This window comes from Streptomyces sp. AM8-1-1 (assembly GCF_032229325.1).
Lineage (GTDB): Bacteria > Actinomycetota > Actinomycetes > Streptomycetales > Streptomycetaceae > Streptomyces > Streptomyces achmelvichensis.
This window is the reverse complement of the sequence record NZ_CP135086.1, coordinates 2,246,904-2,262,870: the sequence shown is the minus strand read 5'-3', so window position 1 is coordinate 2,262,870 and position 15,967 is coordinate 2,246,904. Positions and strand designations below refer to the sequence as shown.

10 protein-coding genes are annotated in these 15,967 nt (G+C 72.5%); 3 read left to right on the top strand and 7 right to left on the bottom strand.

The window, feature by feature from the left end:
• The first annotated feature begins 186 nt into the window (after positions 1 to 186).
• Both RPQ07_RS10090 and RPQ07_RS10085 read left to right on the top strand, forming a co-directional pair.
• Positions 187 to 3,945 carry a trypsin-like peptidase domain-containing protein gene (locus tag RPQ07_RS10090; protein ID WP_313943769.1) on the top strand — a complete coding sequence of 1,253 codons (3,759 nt, stop codon included), beginning with the start codon at positions 187 to 189 and terminating at the stop codon, positions 3,943 to 3,945.
• 40 nt (positions 3,946 to 3,985) lie between these two features.
• Complete coding sequence (locus RPQ07_RS10085; RefSeq protein ID WP_313943768.1) at positions 3,986 to 4,930, top strand: bifunctional riboflavin kinase/FAD synthetase; 945 nt, start codon at positions 3,986 to 3,988, stop codon at positions 4,928 to 4,930.
• 28 nt (positions 4,931 to 4,958) lie between these two features.
• Here the strand turns inward: RPQ07_RS10085 and RPQ07_RS10080 are convergent, their stop codons facing one another.
• Positions 4,959 to 5,867 carry a LysR family transcriptional regulator gene (locus tag RPQ07_RS10080; RefSeq protein ID WP_313943767.1) on the bottom strand — a complete coding sequence of 303 codons (909 nt, stop codon included), beginning with the start codon at positions 5,865 to 5,867 and terminating at the stop codon, positions 4,959 to 4,961.
• 155 nt (positions 5,868 to 6,022) lie between these two features.
• On the opposite strand from RPQ07_RS10080, the gene RPQ07_RS10075 reads away from it, so the two are divergent.
• Positions 6,023 to 6,733 carry a type 1 glutamine amidotransferase domain-containing protein gene (locus RPQ07_RS10075; RefSeq protein ID WP_313943766.1) on the top strand — a complete coding sequence of 237 codons (711 nt, stop codon included), beginning with the start codon at positions 6,023 to 6,025 and terminating at the stop codon, positions 6,731 to 6,733.
• A gap of 83 nt (positions 6,734 to 6,816) precedes the next feature.
• Here RPQ07_RS10075 and RPQ07_RS10070 read toward each other — a convergent pair whose 3' ends face one another.
• From RPQ07_RS10070 to RPQ07_RS10045, 6 genes are all read right to left on the bottom strand, one after another.
• A complete protein-coding gene (locus RPQ07_RS10070) occupies positions 6,817 to 7,791 on the bottom strand; it encodes an ABC transporter ATP-binding protein (RefSeq protein ID WP_313943765.1) in 975 nt (324 codons plus the stop codon).
• Positions 7,792 to 7,805: 14 nt separating this feature from the next.
• Positions 7,806 to 8,783 (bottom strand): ABC transporter ATP-binding protein, encoded by a 978-nt coding sequence (locus RPQ07_RS10065; protein WP_313943764.1) that lies wholly within the window; start codon positions 8,781 to 8,783, stop codon positions 7,806 to 7,808.
• A complete protein-coding gene (locus tag RPQ07_RS10060) occupies positions 8,780 to 9,682 on the bottom strand; it encodes an ABC transporter permease (RefSeq protein ID WP_313943763.1) in 903 nt (300 codons plus the stop codon). Before RPQ07_RS10060 ends, RPQ07_RS10065 begins: the two co-directional genes overlap by 4 nt.
• Positions 9,679 to 10,731, bottom strand: a complete 1,053-nt coding sequence (locus tag RPQ07_RS10055) for an ABC transporter permease (RefSeq protein ID WP_313943762.1) — start codon at positions 10,729 to 10,731, stop codon at positions 9,679 to 9,681. The genes RPQ07_RS10060 and RPQ07_RS10055 overlap by 4 nt, the downstream gene beginning before the upstream one ends.
• A 3-nt stretch (positions 10,732 to 10,734) precedes the next feature.
• Entirely contained in the window at positions 10,735 to 12,570 is a 1,836-nt protein-coding gene (locus RPQ07_RS10050; protein WP_313943761.1) for an ABC transporter substrate-binding protein, read from the bottom strand.
• 210 nt (positions 12,571 to 12,780) lie between these two features.
• Positions 12,781 to 15,939: an SCO5717 family growth-regulating ATPase gene (locus RPQ07_RS10045; protein WP_313943760.1), complete on the bottom strand. Its 3,159-nt coding sequence runs from the start codon at positions 15,937 to 15,939 to the stop codon at positions 12,781 to 12,783.
• Between the last annotated feature and the right edge of the window lie 28 nt (positions 15,940 to 15,967).

Genomic DNA, 15,967 nt, shown 5'->3' with positions numbered 1-15,967 from the left:
AGGGTCTCATCGTGGAACGGGCAGGGCCGCTGCCCGTTCCACGATCCCCCTCGGACGGTGTCTATCCACCGGGCACCCTGGATTCACCCCATCGGGCAGGCGCTCGGAGTGAACCACGGGTGCACTCGGGGGCGCGTTCGACTTGCGTACTTCTCCCGCTGATCACTGCCGACCTACCGTCGCACCATGGGACGCGGGGACCTGGCAACGCTGGTACGTATCTGCGATCTGGCGGGGCGGCCGCGTGGCACCGGGTTCGTCGCCGACCAGCTCGGCACGGTCGTGACCAGCCATGAGGCTGTCGACGGGCTGGTGCGGGTGGTGCTGCACGCACCCGGCGACCGCACCTGCCTCGCGGAGGCCGACGCCATCACCCCGCTGCCGGAAGCCGGCCTCGCGCTGGTGCGCACCGACGGCCTCGGTGTGCGGCCCCTGCCGATCGGCACGCGTGAGCGGATCGAGGCGGGGACATACGTGACACTGCCCGCCGGCGGCTGGCGCGAGGCCCGGATCCTCGGATCGGCACAGGTGACCTACACCGCCACCGACCGCTTCCATCTCGTCGCCGAGGCAGTGGAGTTGGCGATCGGGACGGACGGCAGCGACGCGCTGCGGCTGGGTGGCGGGGCCGCCGGCGGCCCCGTGCTCGACGCCTCGACGGGTGCTGTGCTCGCCGTCCTCGGCACGGCACTCCAGAGCGGACATCGTGCGGCGGGATTCGCGCTGCCTCTGCGGACCGCCGCGGCGCCCGCGGACGGGCCTCTCGCCGACCTGCTGCGGCGCAATGCCGCGACCGTCCCGGCCTACGGGCAGGACCTCAACCTGGCCGCCGTCCTTGAACTCACCGCGACCTCCGTGGGCGCGGTCGGCGGCCCCAGCGCCTGGCCCGGGCCGGTCGAACGGCCCGAGCTGCTGCGGGAGTTCGATTCCTTCACCGCCCTTGTCATGGGACTCGTCGGCGACCCCGGCACCGGCCGTACGACCGAACTCACCGCGCTCGCCGGCCGCCGCGGCCAGGGTGCCCGCCCCGCGCCCACGGTGTGGCTGCGCGGCGCGGATCTGCACGCCGACGACACCTCCGTCGCCGACGCCTTCGCCCGCACGCTGCGACAGGCCGGGCGCATCCTCGCCGCGTCGGGTGCGCACGGCGACATGGGGCCCGTCACGCCCGAACGGGTCGCCCGCCTGGCCCGGGCCGCCGGGCGCCCGCTGATGATCCTGCTCGACGGGCCCGAGGAGATGCCCCCAGAGCTGGCCCACCGTCTGACCGACTGGACGGCGGGCACGGTCGAGTGGCTCGGCGACTGCGGGGTGCGGATGGTGGTCGGCTGCCGCCCCGAGTACTGGGAGCAGGCAGGGGCACTGTGCCCGCCCGAGGTACTGCACCAGCCGGCCCGGCCCGCCCTTCGGCTGCCGCCCGCGGTCCGCGTCGGTGACCTCTCGGCGGACGAGGCGAGCGAGGTGCGCGAACGGTACGGACTGCCCGCCTACGCCATCGACGCGGCCGACGAACGGCACCCGCTGGCGCTGCGGCTGCTCGCCGAGGTCCGCGAGGCGCTGCCCGGCGGGGTACCGGGACGGCCCTCCCGCGAGGAGATCTTCACCGCGCATCTGGATCTGCTGTGCCTGCGGATCGCCGTACGCATCGCGGCCGCCTCCCGGCCACCGCTGCGAGGGGCTGCCGTACGCCGGCTGGCGGCCCGGGTGTCCGGCCGGGTCCACGAGGCCGCACGGCGCTGTCTGGGGCCGGGGCAGGGGGAGTTGGACCGCGAGTCGTTCGAGGAGATCTTCCCGTGGCGCACCGGCTGGGCATCGGCGGTCCTCACCGAGGGACTGCTCGTTCCCGCGGGCACCGGCTACCGCTTCGCCCACGAGGAACCGGCCGACTGGGTCCAGGGCGCCCATCTCGACCTGGACGCGGCCCTGCACTCCCTCGTGCACCGCTGGCACGCGAGCGCGCCGAGGGGGCTGCCGTCGAGGCCGGGAGCGAGCGGCGGCAGCGGCGGACACGTTCCGCCGCCCCCGGGGTCGGGCGCGGCCCGCACCCCGACGCTCGCCGTACCCCGTCATCGCATCGGACCCGTCGTCCAGGCACTGCTCCTGCTCGACAGGGTGCACGGCCCCGCGGCGCTCACCCGCCGTCTGGAGGGGCTGATCGATGCCCTGGAACGCCTCGACGAGGTGCGTGAGGACTCCGGCGGCGATGCCCCCGCCGACTGCGAGCGGGCGTCTACGGCGTGGGCGGTCGGCGGCAGCGAGGCAGTGGTGGCATCGGATCCGGCCGTGGCGGGGGACCGGGCCGGTGCGCAGGACCGGGTCGACGACGCACGCTGGTGGGGTGCCCACCTGCTCGGCGAGACCCTGCTGCGGGTTCCCGACGCGCGTGCGTACCTCCCCGTCCTGCGGCTGCTCGCCGACCGGATCACCCGGCGCTCCGTACGCGAGGGCGGCCCCGAACACCTCGGCGGACTCGGCGAGTTCGGGCCCTGGTTCTGGGAGCGGCTCCAGGTGCCCGAGGCCGAGCGGCTGGATCTGCTGCGCCGGCTCGTGCCCGCCGACGGGCCACCCGGGGCCCGGCGCCTTCCCCGCTATCTGGACGCCACCGCCGCCCGCCTGGCCGCCCATCCCTCGGCCGTACTGCCGCTGCTGTGCCGCTGGTTCACCGACGCCACACCGCTGCCCGCCGAGCCCGGCGCGCAGCTGCGGCCCACCGTCGCGGGCGCCGCGCAGGCGCTGCTCTACGCCCGCCGGGACCTCGCCGTCGACGACCTCACCGAGGCCCTCGTCGCCACCGCCCACCCCCGCGCCGACGAACTGCTCGCCGCGCTCGCCGAGGACGAGCCGTCCGCCCTGTGCCGGGCCGTCGACCGCTGGGCCCACGATCCCCGGCCCGAGCGGCGCGTCGCGGCAGCCGCGTACGGACCGGTCACCGCCGCCCGGGTCACCACCGAGGCCGACCGTGAACTGCTGCGCTACGCCGCGTTCGCCCTCCTCGCGCGCGCCGCCGACACCTCGCTGCACGGGCCCGCCCTCGCTCTTCTGGTCCGCGACCCGCACACCCGCTCCCGGCACCTCGGCAGGGCGCTGGCCGCCTTCACCGCGGGGGATCCGCCGCTGCCGGTGAGCGCACTCGTCATGGCCCTGACCACCCACCCCGAGCCCGTGCTCGCCGCCTTCCGGGAGCGGCTGCACCAGCCAGGGGAAGGCGCGGCGGAGGTGCTACGGGCGCTGGCGGAGATCGATGAACCGGTCCTGGCGCGCCGGGCCGCGGAACTCGTCGGCGAGTTCCTCGATCACCGGCCCGAGGGCGCGGCGCATGTCGCCGCGTACGTCGAGCGCCGTCTGGAACGGGGGCCCGCGGCCAGAGCTGTCCTCTCTCCCCTGGTGAGAGGTCTGCTACGGGGCCGCCCGTGGCAGGTGCGCCGTGCGCTGGCACCCGTGCTGGCGGCCCCTGGCACGGTGGCGTCCCGGGCGCTGCGGTCCGATCTGCTCGACCTCCTGCTGGACTGCGAGGAGAGGGAACAGGAACCGGGGTACGGACCCGCCCTGGGGCACGGGTCCGCCCCCGATGCACCGGGGTACGGGCGCGTCGCGCCGCAGAGATCGCGGAGCAGCCGTGATCCGTCCGTCCTCGACGCGGTGCTGCGGGGCGCCGCGCTGGGCTGTGCGACCCGGCCGGAGGCCCGTACCCGCGCGCTGGTGCACCGCACCGGCATGCTCCTCGTCCGTACGCCCGAGGGCGCCACCTGCTTCGACCGCCGACTGGTCGAGCTGGCCCGTGAGGTGCCCGGGTTCGCCGCCCAGGTCGCGGGCTGGCTGGCCGGAGCACCGCAGGAGTGGGCGGCGGTCGTCGGTCCGAGCGCACGGCGGATGGTCGAGACGCTGGGCAGCCCGGTGCCGATGCGTGCCGGAAGCCGCGGGCATGGCAGTCTTAGACCTGCGTAATCGGCAATCCAGACACAGGTTCGGGCGAGGAGCGGTCACAGTGCAGCGCTGGCGTGGGTTGGAGGACATCCCCCAGGACTGGGGACGCAGCGTCGTCACCATCGGCTCCTACGACGGGGTGCACCGCGGGCACCAGCTGATCATCGGGCGGGCGGTGGAACGGGCGCGTGAGCTGTCGGTGCCGTCGGTCGTCGTCACCTTCGACCCGCACCCCAGCGAGGTCGTCCGCCCCGGCAGCCATCCGCCGCTGCTCGCCCCGCACCACCGGCGCGCCGAGCTGATGGCGGAACTGGGCGTCGACGCGGTCCTGATCCTGCCCTTCACCTCCGAGTTCTCGAAGCTGTCGCCGGCCGACTTCATCGTGAAGGTGCTGGTCGACAAGCTGCACGCGCAGGCGGTGATCGAGGGGCCGAACTTCCGGTTCGGACACAAGGCGGCGGGGAACGTCGAGTTCCTCGCCGAGCTGGGCCCCACGTACGACTACGGGGTCGAGGTCGTCGATCTGTACGTCTCGGGTGAGGCTGGCGGCGGCGAACCGTTCTCCTCCACCCTCACGCGGCGGCTGGTCGCCGAGGGCGACATCGAGGGCGCGAACGAGATCCTGGGCCGCCCGCACCGGGTGGAGGGCGTGGTGGTGCGCGGCGCGCAGCGCGGCCGCGAGCTGGGCTACCCCACCGCGAACGTGGAGACGCTTCCGCACACGGCGATCCCGGCGGACGGTGTGTACGCGGGCTGGCTGACGGCGAACGGCGAACGCATGCCGGCGGCGATCTCGGTGGGCACGAACCCGCAGTTCGAGGGAACGGAACGCACGGTGGAGGCGTACGCGATCGACCGGGTGGGTCTTGATCTGTACGGACTGCATGTGGCCGTGGACTTCCTGGCGTACGTGCGGGGCCAGGAGAAGTTCGAGTCGATCGAGGCGCTGCTGGAGGCGATCGCCGCGGACGTCAAGAAGTGCCGCGCGCTGACGGCGGGTCTCTAGCGCCGCAGCCGGCCGGTCGCCGTGCGGGTCACAGTGCTCCCCACCGGCGTGAGCGCTTCATCAGGTGGTCGTGGACGAGCGCCACGGACGGATGGGCGAGACCGCCGACGCGGGTGGCCAGATAGAGCGTGTTGAGCGGTGCCGCGTCCGGCTGGTGGAGCAGTTCCACCGAGCCCGCGGCCAGGGCGGGCTCCGCGAGGTACCGGGGCAGCACCGACACACCCGCTCCGGCGACCACCGCGGCCAGCACGGCGCGGAGGTCGGGCACGACGACCGCGACGTCGTTGGACGGCCGGCGGCCGAACTCCGAGCGCCAGTAGCGGCGGATGATGGGCAGCTCCTCGGCGTACGCGACCAGGGGCAGCGCCCCCAGTGCCTTGACCGGGTCCGTGGCCAGCAGAGCGGGGTCGACGGTGCGTGCCAGCGTCGGCGGTCCGACGAGCACGAACTCCTCGTCCGCGAACGGTGTCGCCGCCACGTTCTTGAGGGCGGGCCGGACGGCGGAGACCACGAGATCCAGGCGGGAGTTCGCCAGGGCGGAGAGCAGATCGCCGGCCAGTCCGACACTGATCCGCAGCCGTAGCCCGCGGGCCGCCAGCGGAGCGAGAGCGGGGACGACGCGGGCGGTCACGAGCTCCGCCGGGCCGGCGAGGTGGACCTGTCCGTAGAGGGCGTCCCCGTCGGCGTCACCGTCGCTGATCGCGGACCGCAGCCGGTCGAGGTGCGGTCCGACGCGCCGGGCGAGATCGTCGCCGCGCGCGGTCGGTGTCACACCGCGGCGCGAGCGTACGAACAGAGGCTCCCCGATCTGCTGCTCCAGGCGCGCCAGTTGGCCGGTCACGGCCGGCTGGGAGAGCCCGCGCCGGGTGGCGGCGGTGGTCAGCGATCCAGCGCGGTGGATCTCCAGAAAGGTGGCCAGCAGGTCCAGATCCACCACGCAACCCTCCAGCCATAAGCATCGTGATGACCGAAATCAGCCTACCGGACTAATGCTGATGGCTTCGTGGTTGTGTCGATCGCAACGAGGTACGCGAAGGAAGCGAGCGATCGCCCGACGCGTCCGACCCGTAAATGACGAGAGAGAAGAACACCATGGCCAGGATCCTCATGATCGTCTCCGCCGCCGACAGCCTCACGCTGGCCGACGGCACCGACCACCCCACCGGCTTCTGGGCCGAGGAGCTCGCCGCCTCCCACCAGCTCATGCGCGAGGCCGGCGCCCAGGTCGACATCGCCACCCCGGGCGGCGTCGCACCCACCGTCGATCCGATCAGCCTCGACGAGCGCGGCGGCGTGGAGGAGGCGGACGCGGCACGGTTCCGCGCGTACCTGGACGACATCGCGCAGGACCTCGCCTCTCCGCTGACCCTGGACGCGGTGTCGGTGGGCGACTACGACGCCGTCTTCATCCCCGGCGGCCACGGCCCGATGGCCGACCTCGCCCACGACGCCGACCTCGCCGGGCTGCTCGTCGAGGCCGACGCGAGCGGAAAGCTCGTCGCCGCGCTCTGCCACGGACCGGCCGCCCTGCTCAGCGCCACCCGCGAGGACGGAGGCTTCGTCTTCGCCGGGCGCTCGATGACCTCGTTCACCGACGAGGAGGAGAAGCAGGGCGGACTCGGGGACGCGTCCCCGTACCTCGTCGAGACGCGGCTCCGGGAACTGGGTGCCGTGATCGACGCGGGCCCGGCCTGGCAGAGCAAGGTCGTCGTCGACGGCAACCTGATCACCGGGCAGAACCCGCAGTCGAGCGTCGACACCGCACGCCGGGTTCTCGCCGAGCTCGAAGCCCGCACGGCATAGGGGCACCGGGGGCGGGCCATCATCCGAAGGGGATCCGGCCCGCCTCCATCCGCCGTTTCGTGCCGCTCAACGCCCCGCCGGCTTCACGCCGATGCCCAGTGACAGGCGACCCCGGCCACCGCTTCGCTTCCCAGCACCGGCAGCTCCTTCGTACGGCAGTCGCCCGACACCCCCGCCCGGTCCGCCTCGCCCGAGGACAGCACCTGGCAGCGGGCGTGGAAGCGGCAGCCGGCCGGGATGCGGGAGGGGTCCGGGGGCTCGCCCGTGAGGACGACCGGCGGCACCTGCGACTCCGGGAGAACCGACAGAAGCGCCTGGGTGTAAGGATGCTGAGGGGACGTCAGTACCTCCTCCACCGTGCCGGTCTCCACGATCCGCCCCAGGTACATCACCGCCACCCGGTCCGCGATGTTCCACGCGAGGCCGAGGTCGTGCGTCACCACGAGGGCCGACAGGCCCAGTTCGTCCCTCAGGCGCAGCAGCAGCGCGAGGATCTCGCCGCGCACGGACGCGTCCAGCGAGGCCACCGGCTCGTCCGCGACGATCAGTTCGGGCTCGAGGACCAGTGCGCCGGCGATGACGACACGCTGACGCTGGCCTCCCGAGAGTTCATGCGGATAGCGCAGGAAGAAGCGCTCGGGCGGACGCAGCCCCGCCCGCGACAGCGCCTCGCCGACCGCCGCGCGCTCGTCGCCCTCGTACCCGTGGATCCGCAGGCCCTCGGCCACCGCGTCGTACACCGTGTGCCGCGGGTTGAGGGAGCCGCTCGGGTCCTGGAGAACCAGCTGGACCCGCTTGCGGTACGACTTGAGCGCACGCGAGCCGTAGTCCAGCGGGCTGCCGCCGAAGGTGACACGCCCCGACGTGGGCGGCACCAGGCCGAGCAGCGAGCGCGCCAGGGTGGTCTTGCCGCAGCCGGACTCGCCGACCAGGGCCACGATCTCGCCCGCGCCGATGTCGAGGTCCACCCCGTCGACGGCGCGGGCGGACGGACCGCCGCGGCGTCCGGGGAAGGTGACGTGCAGACCGGCGGCCGAGAGCAGGGGAGTGGTGGTCATGACGGGCTCCTGGGTCACAGCTGTTCCTCCACCGCGGCGCCGACGTGCACGCATGCCGCCCGGTGGGTCTCCCCGGCCGACACGAGCTCCGGGTCCGCGTCCGTGCAGACGTCCAGGGCAACGGGACAGCGGGGATGGAAGGTGCATCCGGTGGGCAGGGCGGCGGGGTCCGGCGGATCGCCCGGCAGTCCGCGCGGCGCCCGGCGGGAGCCGATGTCGCCGATGCGCGGGAACGCGTCGGAGAGCGCCCGGCCGTAGGGGTGCCGGGCGGAGTCGTAGACGGTACGGGCGGGGCCCTCCTCGACGATCCGGCCGGCGTACATGACCGCGAGGCGGTCGCAGGTGTCGGCCAGGACCGCCAGGTCGTGGCTGATCATCAGCAGGCTGATGTCCTGCTCGGCCACCAACTGCTCGATCAGGCGCAGGATCTGGGCCTGGATCATGACGTCCAGCGCGGTCGTCGGTTCGTCCGCCACGATCAGGCGCGGGGCGCAGGCGAGAGCCATGGCGATCATCACGCGCTGCCGCTGACCGCCGGAGAGCTCGTGCGGATAGGCGTCGGCGCGCGCCACCGGCAGACCCACCTGCTGGAGCAGCTCCCCGACCTTCTTCCTCGCGACGGCGGGGGTGGCCTTCTGGTGCAGCAGGATCGGCTCCGCGATCTGGTCGCCGATCCGGTGCACCGCGTTGAGCGAGTGCATCGCGCCCTGGAAGACGATCGACGCACCCGCCCACCGCACGGCCCGCAGCCGCCCCCATCGCATGCTCAGGACGTCCTCGCCGTCGAGCAGGATCTGTCCGCTCAGCCGTGCCGAGGCGGGCAGCAGACGCAGCAGCGCGAGGGCGAGCGTCGACTTGCCGCAGCCGGACTCACCGGCGACACCCAGCTTCTGTCCCGCCGCGAGCGTGAGGTCGACACCGCGAACGGCGGGCACGGCCCGGGCGCCGGAACCGTACGTCACCTGAAGGTTCTTGAGTTCCAGGAGGCTCAACGCGCCACCCCCAGCCTCGGGTTGAGCACGGACTCGATCGCCCGCCCGCACAGCGTGAACGCCAGCGCCACGAGCGCGATCGCCAGTCCGGGCGGCGCCAGGTACCACCAGTGGCCGGACGAGACCGCCCCCGCCTCCCGTGCGTCCTGGAGCATGCCGCCCCAGGAGACGACCGTCGGGTCGCCGAGGCCGAGGAAGGCGAGCGTTGCTTCGGTGAGGATCGCCGTCGAGATGCCGAGCGTCGTCTGCGCGAGGACCAGCGGCATCACGTTCGGCAGCACATGGCGGCTCATGATGTGGCTGTGGCCGCCGCCGAGCGCCTTGGCGCGTTCGATGTAGGGCCGCGACTCGACCGCGATGGTCTGCGCCCGCACCAGACGCGCGGTGGTCGGCCAGCTGGTCACGCCGATGGCGAGGATCACGGTCCACACACTGCGCGACATCACGGTGGCCAGCACGATCGCCAGCACGAGGGCCGGCATCACCAGGAACCAGTCGGTGATCCGCATCAGCACGGTCTGGAACCAGCCGCCGTAGTGCCCGGCGATGATCCCCACGACGGTCCCGATGGCGACCGAGAGCGCGGCGGCCAGCAGACCGACGGTGAGCGAGATCCGGGCGCCCCACACCAGGAGACCGAGCAGCGACCGGCCGAACTGGTCGGTGCCCAGTGGGAATTCCGTGCTCGGCCGTTCCAGCGCGGTGCCGGGAGCGTTCGTCACGCTCTGCACGTCGTCACCGACCAGCAGCGGTGCGGCGAGCGCGATCAGGGTGATCAGGGCGAGCGCCGCGAGCCCGAAGATCCCGGCCCGGTGCGTACGGTACGAGCGCCAGAAGCGGCTCACCGAGTCGCGGCGGCGCGCCCACGTCAGCGACGAGGCGGTGGTTGCGGTCGTCATCGGCCCACCCGGGGGTCGAGCAGCGGATACAGCAGGTCGGCGAGGAGGTTCATCACGATCATCGCGCCGGCGAAGACCACGAACAGGCCCTGGACGAGCGGCAGGTCGGGCACGCTCAGCGCCTGGTAGAACAGGCCGCCGAGCCCCGGCCAGGAGAACACCGTCTCGACCAGGATCGAGCCGGCCGCCACATGACCCAGATTGATGAACACCATGGTCACGGTGGGCAGCAGGGCGTTGGGCACGGCGTGCCGGCGGCGCACGACGTCGTCGCGCAGCCCCTTCGCCCGTGCCGTCGTCAGATAGTCGCTGCCCATCTCGTCCAGCAGCGAGGACCGCATCACCAGCAGGGTCTGCGCATAGCCGACCGCGACCAGCGTGATCACCGGCAGCACCATGTGGTGGGCGACATCGGCGATGTAGGCGAAGCCCGTCTCGTCGCCCGACTCCATGCCGCCGGTGGGGAACAGCCCGGGGATCGGGCCGATGCCCACCGAGAAGGTGATGATCAGCAGCAGACCCAGCCAGAACGACGGCACCGACCACAGCGTCAGCGCGACACCCGTGTTGACCTTGTCGCCCAGGCTGCCGTGCCGCCAGGCGGAACGGGTGCCGAGCCACAGACCGATCGCCGAGTAGACGACGACGGCGACACCCGTGAGCAGCAGCGTCGCCGGGACCTTCTGGGCGATCAGCTCACCGACGGGCGCATGGAACTGGTACGACATGCCCAGATCACCCGTCAGCGCCTTGCCGCAGTAGTCCGTGAACTGCTGCCACATCGGCTGGTCCAGCCCGAACTGCTTGCGCAGCGTGGCCAGTTGCTCGGCCGACGTCGGCATCCCGTGCGTCATGGCCTTCACCGGGTCACCGGGGATGATCCGGAAGAGGAAGAAGCTGGTGACGAGCACGGCGAGCAGCGAGATCGCCGCGCCGCCCAGCCTGCCCGCCACATAGAGGAGATAGGCCCGCGCGTTCCCGCCGGCGGCGCGGGCCTCAGGGACCCGCGCCACCGCGGTGGCGGTGCCTGTCGTGCTGGTGGTGCTCATCGGCTATTCACGGTCTTCCGCGGTGGACCGGCGGCGCATCGCGACGAACACTCCGAGGGCGGCGACGAGGACCACGGCCGCGCCGATGCCGATCACGACGCCCGTGGAGGAGCCGCTGTCGGAACCGCCGTCACCGGCGGCCGGCTCGGCCGACCACCAGCTCCAGTACCCGTCCTGACCCCAGAGGTTGCCCGCCGCCTCCGGCATCGTCGTGATGGACTTGATCTGGTCGGTACGGTACGCCTCGACCGCGTTCGGATACGCGAGGACATTCATGTAACCCGTGTCGTACAGCCGCGACTGCATCTGCTTGACTAGATCGGCCCGCTTGGCCGCGTCGTACTCGACCGCCTGTTGTGCGTACAGCTGGTCGAACTGCTTGTCGCAGATGAAGTTGTCGGTGGCGCCGGTGTCCTTCGGCGTGGCCGGCAGCGCCGCGCAGGTGTGGATGGACAGGACGAAGTCCGGGTCGGGGTTGACCGACCAGCCGTCGAAGGCCAGGTCGTAGTCGCCCTTGAGCCAGGGGTCGGACACATTGTCGAGACAGTCGACCTTGAGCCCGATGCCGAGCTCACCCCACCACTCCTGGAGGTACTTGCCGATCGCCTTGTCGTTGGGGTCGGTCGCGTGGCACAGGATGCGGAAGTCGAGCGCCTTGCCGTCCTTGCCGACGCGCTTGCCGCTGCTGTTCTTCTTGTAGCCCGCCTGGTCCAGCAGCGTGGCCGCCTTTGCCGGGTCGTACGCCATCTTCTGGGTGGCCGCCGGCTTCCAGAAGTAGGAGCCGAAGCGCGGCGGGATGTACCCCTCGCCCTCGACGGCGTGCCCCTGGAAGACCTTGTCCACGATCGTCTTGCGGTCGGTGGCCTGGAAGAGCGCCTTGCGCACGTTCGGGTCGAGCAGGGCCTTGTGGCCGCTGCCGAACGCCTTGCCGTCCTTCGACTTCGCCCCCGGGTTGGTGGCCAGGGCGAAGAAGCGGCGGCCCGGCGCGTCGTTGACATTGATGTTCTTCGCGCTCTTCAGCGCGGACGCCTGGGCGGGGGTGAGGCCCTGGACGAAGGAGACCTCGCCCTTCTGGAGTGCCGCGACCGCCGCGTCACCGTCCTTGTAGTACTTGAGCACCAGCTCGTCGAACTTGGGTGCGCCGCGCCAGAAGTCCTTGTTCGGCTTGAGCTTGACGAACTGGTCGACCTTGAAGTCCGTGACGACGAAGGGGCCGTTGCCGACGATCGGGAACTGCTTGTCGTTGTTGAACTTCGAGAAGTCCCCGACCTTCTCCCACACATGCCGCGGCACGATCGGGACGTCCAGCGCCGTCATCGTGGCCTGCGGCTTCTTCAGCGCTATGACCAGCGTCTCCGGGTCGGGCGCGGTGACGGTCTTGAAGTTGGACGTGAAGCTGCCGTTGGCCGTGGCGGCGTTCTCGTCCGTCATCATCTTGTTGAACGTCCACGCGGCGTCCTCGGCCGTCGCCTGCTTCCCGTCGGACCACTTGGAGTCCTTGCGGATGGTGTAGGTCCACGTCAGCTTGTCCGGCGACGACTTCCACTCGGTCGCGAGACCCGGGATCGTGTGGCCGTCCTTCACGTCGTAATTCGTGAGGTACTCGTAGGCCAACCGGTGGACGGTGGTGCTGACCAGACGCTGCGCCAGGAACGGGCTCAGCGAGTCCACGCTCTGCGACACGGCGACGGTGAGCACCTTCTTGCCGTCGTCGTCGGCCGCGTGGACCGCCTGCTGCGGTACGGCCACGAGCGCGGAGGCAGCGAGGCCCGAGGCGAGGAGAAGGCGGAGGAACCGTGGGCGTTGCCGGGCACTGCGGGACGAATCCTTGTGGACCATGGGGCGTGACCTCGCGTCATCACTCGCTGTGGAGCCCCGCGTGGAGGCGGGACTCATTTCTCTGGTTCGCCAGCTGGTGAAGCGAAGGTTTATCAGCGGTGGTCGAGCGGCGTCAACGGCGCGTCAAACATGGTGTGGTCTGCGGGAATGCATCGAGGGCCCGCACCGTGGAGACGGTGCGGGCCCTCATTGGTTCAGACCTCTGACGCCCTACTGCTGAGGGGCTGGCGGCGCCTGCGGAGGCTGCTGCTGCATCCACTCGGCGGGCGGAACAGGGCCCTGGGAATCCGCTTGCCCCGGACCGGCCTGCCGGCCCTGCTGACCAGGGTGGCCCGGCTGCGGCGGAGTTCCGGCGGGCTGCGCCGGAGGCTGGGCCTGGGGCGGCTGCTGCTGCCATCCCTGGGGAGGGTAGGGCTGCTGGGGCGGCTGCTGACCGCCGTACTGCTGCGGCGGCTGGCCCTGCTGCGGCGGGTAGGACTGCTGACCCTGGGGGTGGGGCGGCTGACCCTGCGGATAGGGCTGCTGCGGCGGGTAGGGCTGCTGACCCGGGGCAGGCTGACCCGGCATCTGCTGTCCGGGGATCTGCGGGGCGGGCGGGGCGGGGTACTGCCCCGGCGCCTGCTGGTGGCCCGGCATGGGCGGCGCCATGGTCGGCGGCGGGTTGCCGTCGGCGGTCCACAGTCCCTGCTGCTGCTGGGCCCGGGCGAAGTCCTCGGCGATCAGCGCGGACAGATTGAAGTACGCCTCACGGGTCTTCGGGCGCATCATGTCGAGGTCGACCTCGGCGCCGGCCGCCAGGTGCTCGTCGAAGGGCACCACGACGACACCGCGGCAGCGTGTCTGGAAGTGCTGGACGATGTCATCGACCTTGATCATCTTGCCGGTCTCACGGACACCGGAGATGACGGTGACCGAACGCTGAACCAGGTCCGCGTACCCGTGCGCCGACAGCCAGTCCAGCGTCGTCGACGCACTGCTCGCGCCGTCCACGGACGGCGTGGAGATGATGATCAGCTGGTCGGCGAGGTCGAGGACGCCGCGCATGGCGCTGTAGAGCAGCCCCGTGCCGGAGTCGGTGAGGATGATCGGGTACTGCTTGCCCAGCACCTCCAGCACGCGCCGGTAGTCCTCGTCGTTGAACGCCGTCGAGACGGCCGGGTCCACGTCGTTCGCGATGATCTCCAGACCGGAGGAGGCCTGCGAGGTGAACCGACGGATGTCCATGTACGAGTTGAGGTACGGGATCGCCTGCACCAGGTCGCGGATCGTGGCCCCGGTCTCGCGGCGCACCCGGCGGCCGAGCGTGCCGGCGTCCGGGTTGGCGTCGATCGCCAGGATCTTGTCCTGCCGCTCGGTGGCCAGCGTCGAGCCCAGCGCGGTGGTCGTCGTGGTCTTGCCGACACCGCCCTTGAGGCTGATGACCGCGATCCGGTAGCAGGAGAGCACCGGCGTACGGATGAGGTCGAGCTTCCGCTGCCGCTCGGCCTCCTCCTTCTTGCCGCCGAGCTTGAAGCGGGCGGCGGGGCCGGACGGGTTGCGGCTCGACTTGGCCTTCTGCTTGTTGTTGCGCAGCAGGCGGTCGGACGACAGCTCGACGGCGGCGGTGTACCCGAGCGGCGCACCCGGTACGGACCGCTCACGCTGGTCGTGCGTGACCGGCGTGGGCCATGCGGCACCGGCACGCGGATCGACGGGGGCGCCCGGGGGCGGTCCCTGCTGGTGCGTCTGCTGCGGGGGTACGTGGGGGGTCTGCGGCGGCTGACCCTCCTGGCCGGGGCCGGGCTGGCCAGGCTGGCCGGGCTGGGGGAAGCCGTAACCGGCTTGTGGCTGTGGGGCGTTGGGGCCGGGTGCCGTGGGCGGCATGGGTGCGGGCTGCGGCTGTGCCTGCTGGGGGAAGCCGTAGCCGCCGCCGTGGGGCGCTTGGGGAGGCTGGGGTGCCTGCGGCGGCTGACCGGGCTGGCCTGGCTGGGGGAAGCCGTAACCGGCTTGCGGCTGCGGAGTGTTGGGGCCGGGTGCCGTCGGCGGCATGGGTGCGGGCTGCGGCTGTGCCTGCTGGGGGAAGCCGTAGCCGCCGCCGTGCGGTGCTTGGGGAGGCTGGGGTGCCTGCGGCGGCTGACCGGGCTGGCCTGGCTGGGGGAAGCCGTAACCGGCTTGCGGCTGCGGGGTGTTGGGGCCCGGTGCCGTCGGCGGCAGCGGGGCCGGCGGTACGGCCTGCGGCGGCTGCCCGGGCTGCGCCTGCTGGGGGAACCCGTACCCGGTCGGGGCCGGGGCCTGGGGCGGCACGGACGGGTCCGGGGTCTGCGGAGTCGCGGGCCACTGCGGCGCGGGCGCGGGCGCGGCAGGCTGGAAGGCGGGCGGCAGCGGAGGCAGCCCGGCATCCTGTGCGGGCGGCGTGGGGGACCAGGGCTGAGCGGGCGCCGGTGCCGGTGCCGGGGGAGCGTCCTGCGGTTCGGCGGCCGTGACGGGCGCGGGGCTCTCGGGGACGGCGTCCTCGGGCACGGAGTCGGACGGCTCGTCCACCGCGGCCGCATCCGCGGTCACGTCGTCGGCCGTCGCCGTGTCCGGACCCTCGGGCTCGGTGTCGGCGCGCGGCGCGCTGTCCCCGTCATCGCCGGTGTCGCTGTCCGCCTCGGAGCCGGCCTCGGTGTCCGACTCCGGCTCGGCGTCGCCGGTCTGCTCGTTGTCGACGGAGGTCTCGGCGTCGGCCGGAGCATCGGCGTCGGCATCGGCGGACGTGGGCTCGGGCTCACCGGCGGCGTCCGAGGCCGCGGCCTCCTCCGCTTCCTTCGCCGCCGCACGCTCCTCCATCTCGCGCCTCAGCGCGGCGGGGGAGAACCGCATGGTGGCGCCGCTCTCCACATCACCGCCGCCGAAGGGCTGCGGCTCGGGCTCGGGAGCCGACTCCGGACCGGGCGTGGGTGCCTGAGGAGCGGGGGCCTGGGCTTCGGGTGCCCCGGCACTCTCGGGAGACTCCGGAACCGGCGGCTGCCCCTGGAGCGGGTCGGGGCCCGGCACGACCGCGGGCGGTGTCTGCGCAGGGGGAGGGGTCTGCGACGGAGGAGGCGTCTGCGGTGCGTGAGGTGCCTGGGCGGCGGGCGGAGCCGGCTGCTGCCAGTTCGGCTCGAAGCCGCCGCTCGCGGGCGCTCCGGGCATCGCCACCGGCGCCCCGGTCGGCTGCGGAGGCGGCGTACCGCCCTGCCCCTGCTGCCCCGCGTTCGCGCCCGAGGAGTCACCCGAGGCGTTCTGCGTGTACCAGGCCGGAGGGGTGTAGTCGATGGTGAACTCACCCGTCAGCTCGGCGGGCTCCGCGTCGGACTCGTCGGCGGGAAGGTCCCATCCCCCGCGGATCTCGTCCCGATCGCTGTTCACTGTGCCTCCTGGTGTGGTCGAGCACCCT

Excerpts from the sequence above, each read along its gene's own strand:
- RPQ07_RS10090 (WP_313943769.1), top strand. The coding sequence starts at position 187 with ATGGGACGCGGGGACCTGGCAACGCTGGTACGTATCTGCGATCTGGCG.
- RPQ07_RS10075 (WP_313943766.1), top strand. The coding sequence starts at position 6,023 with ATGGCCAGGATCCTCATGATCGTCTCCGCCGCCGACAGCCTCACGCTG.
- RPQ07_RS10070 (WP_313943765.1), bottom strand. The coding sequence starts at position 7,791 with ATGACCACCACTCCCCTGCTCTCGGCCGCCGGTCTGCACGTCACCTTC.
- RPQ07_RS10060 (WP_313943763.1), bottom strand. The coding sequence starts at position 9,682 with ATGACGACCGCAACCACCGCCTCGTCGCTGACGTGGGCGCGCCGCCGC.
- RPQ07_RS10055 (WP_313943762.1), bottom strand. The coding sequence starts at position 10,731 with ATGAGCACCACCAGCACGACAGGCACCGCCACCGCGGTGGCGCGGGTC.
- RPQ07_RS10050 (WP_313943761.1), bottom strand. The coding sequence starts at position 12,570 with ATGGTCCACAAGGATTCGTCCCGCAGTGCCCGGCAACGCCCACGGTTC.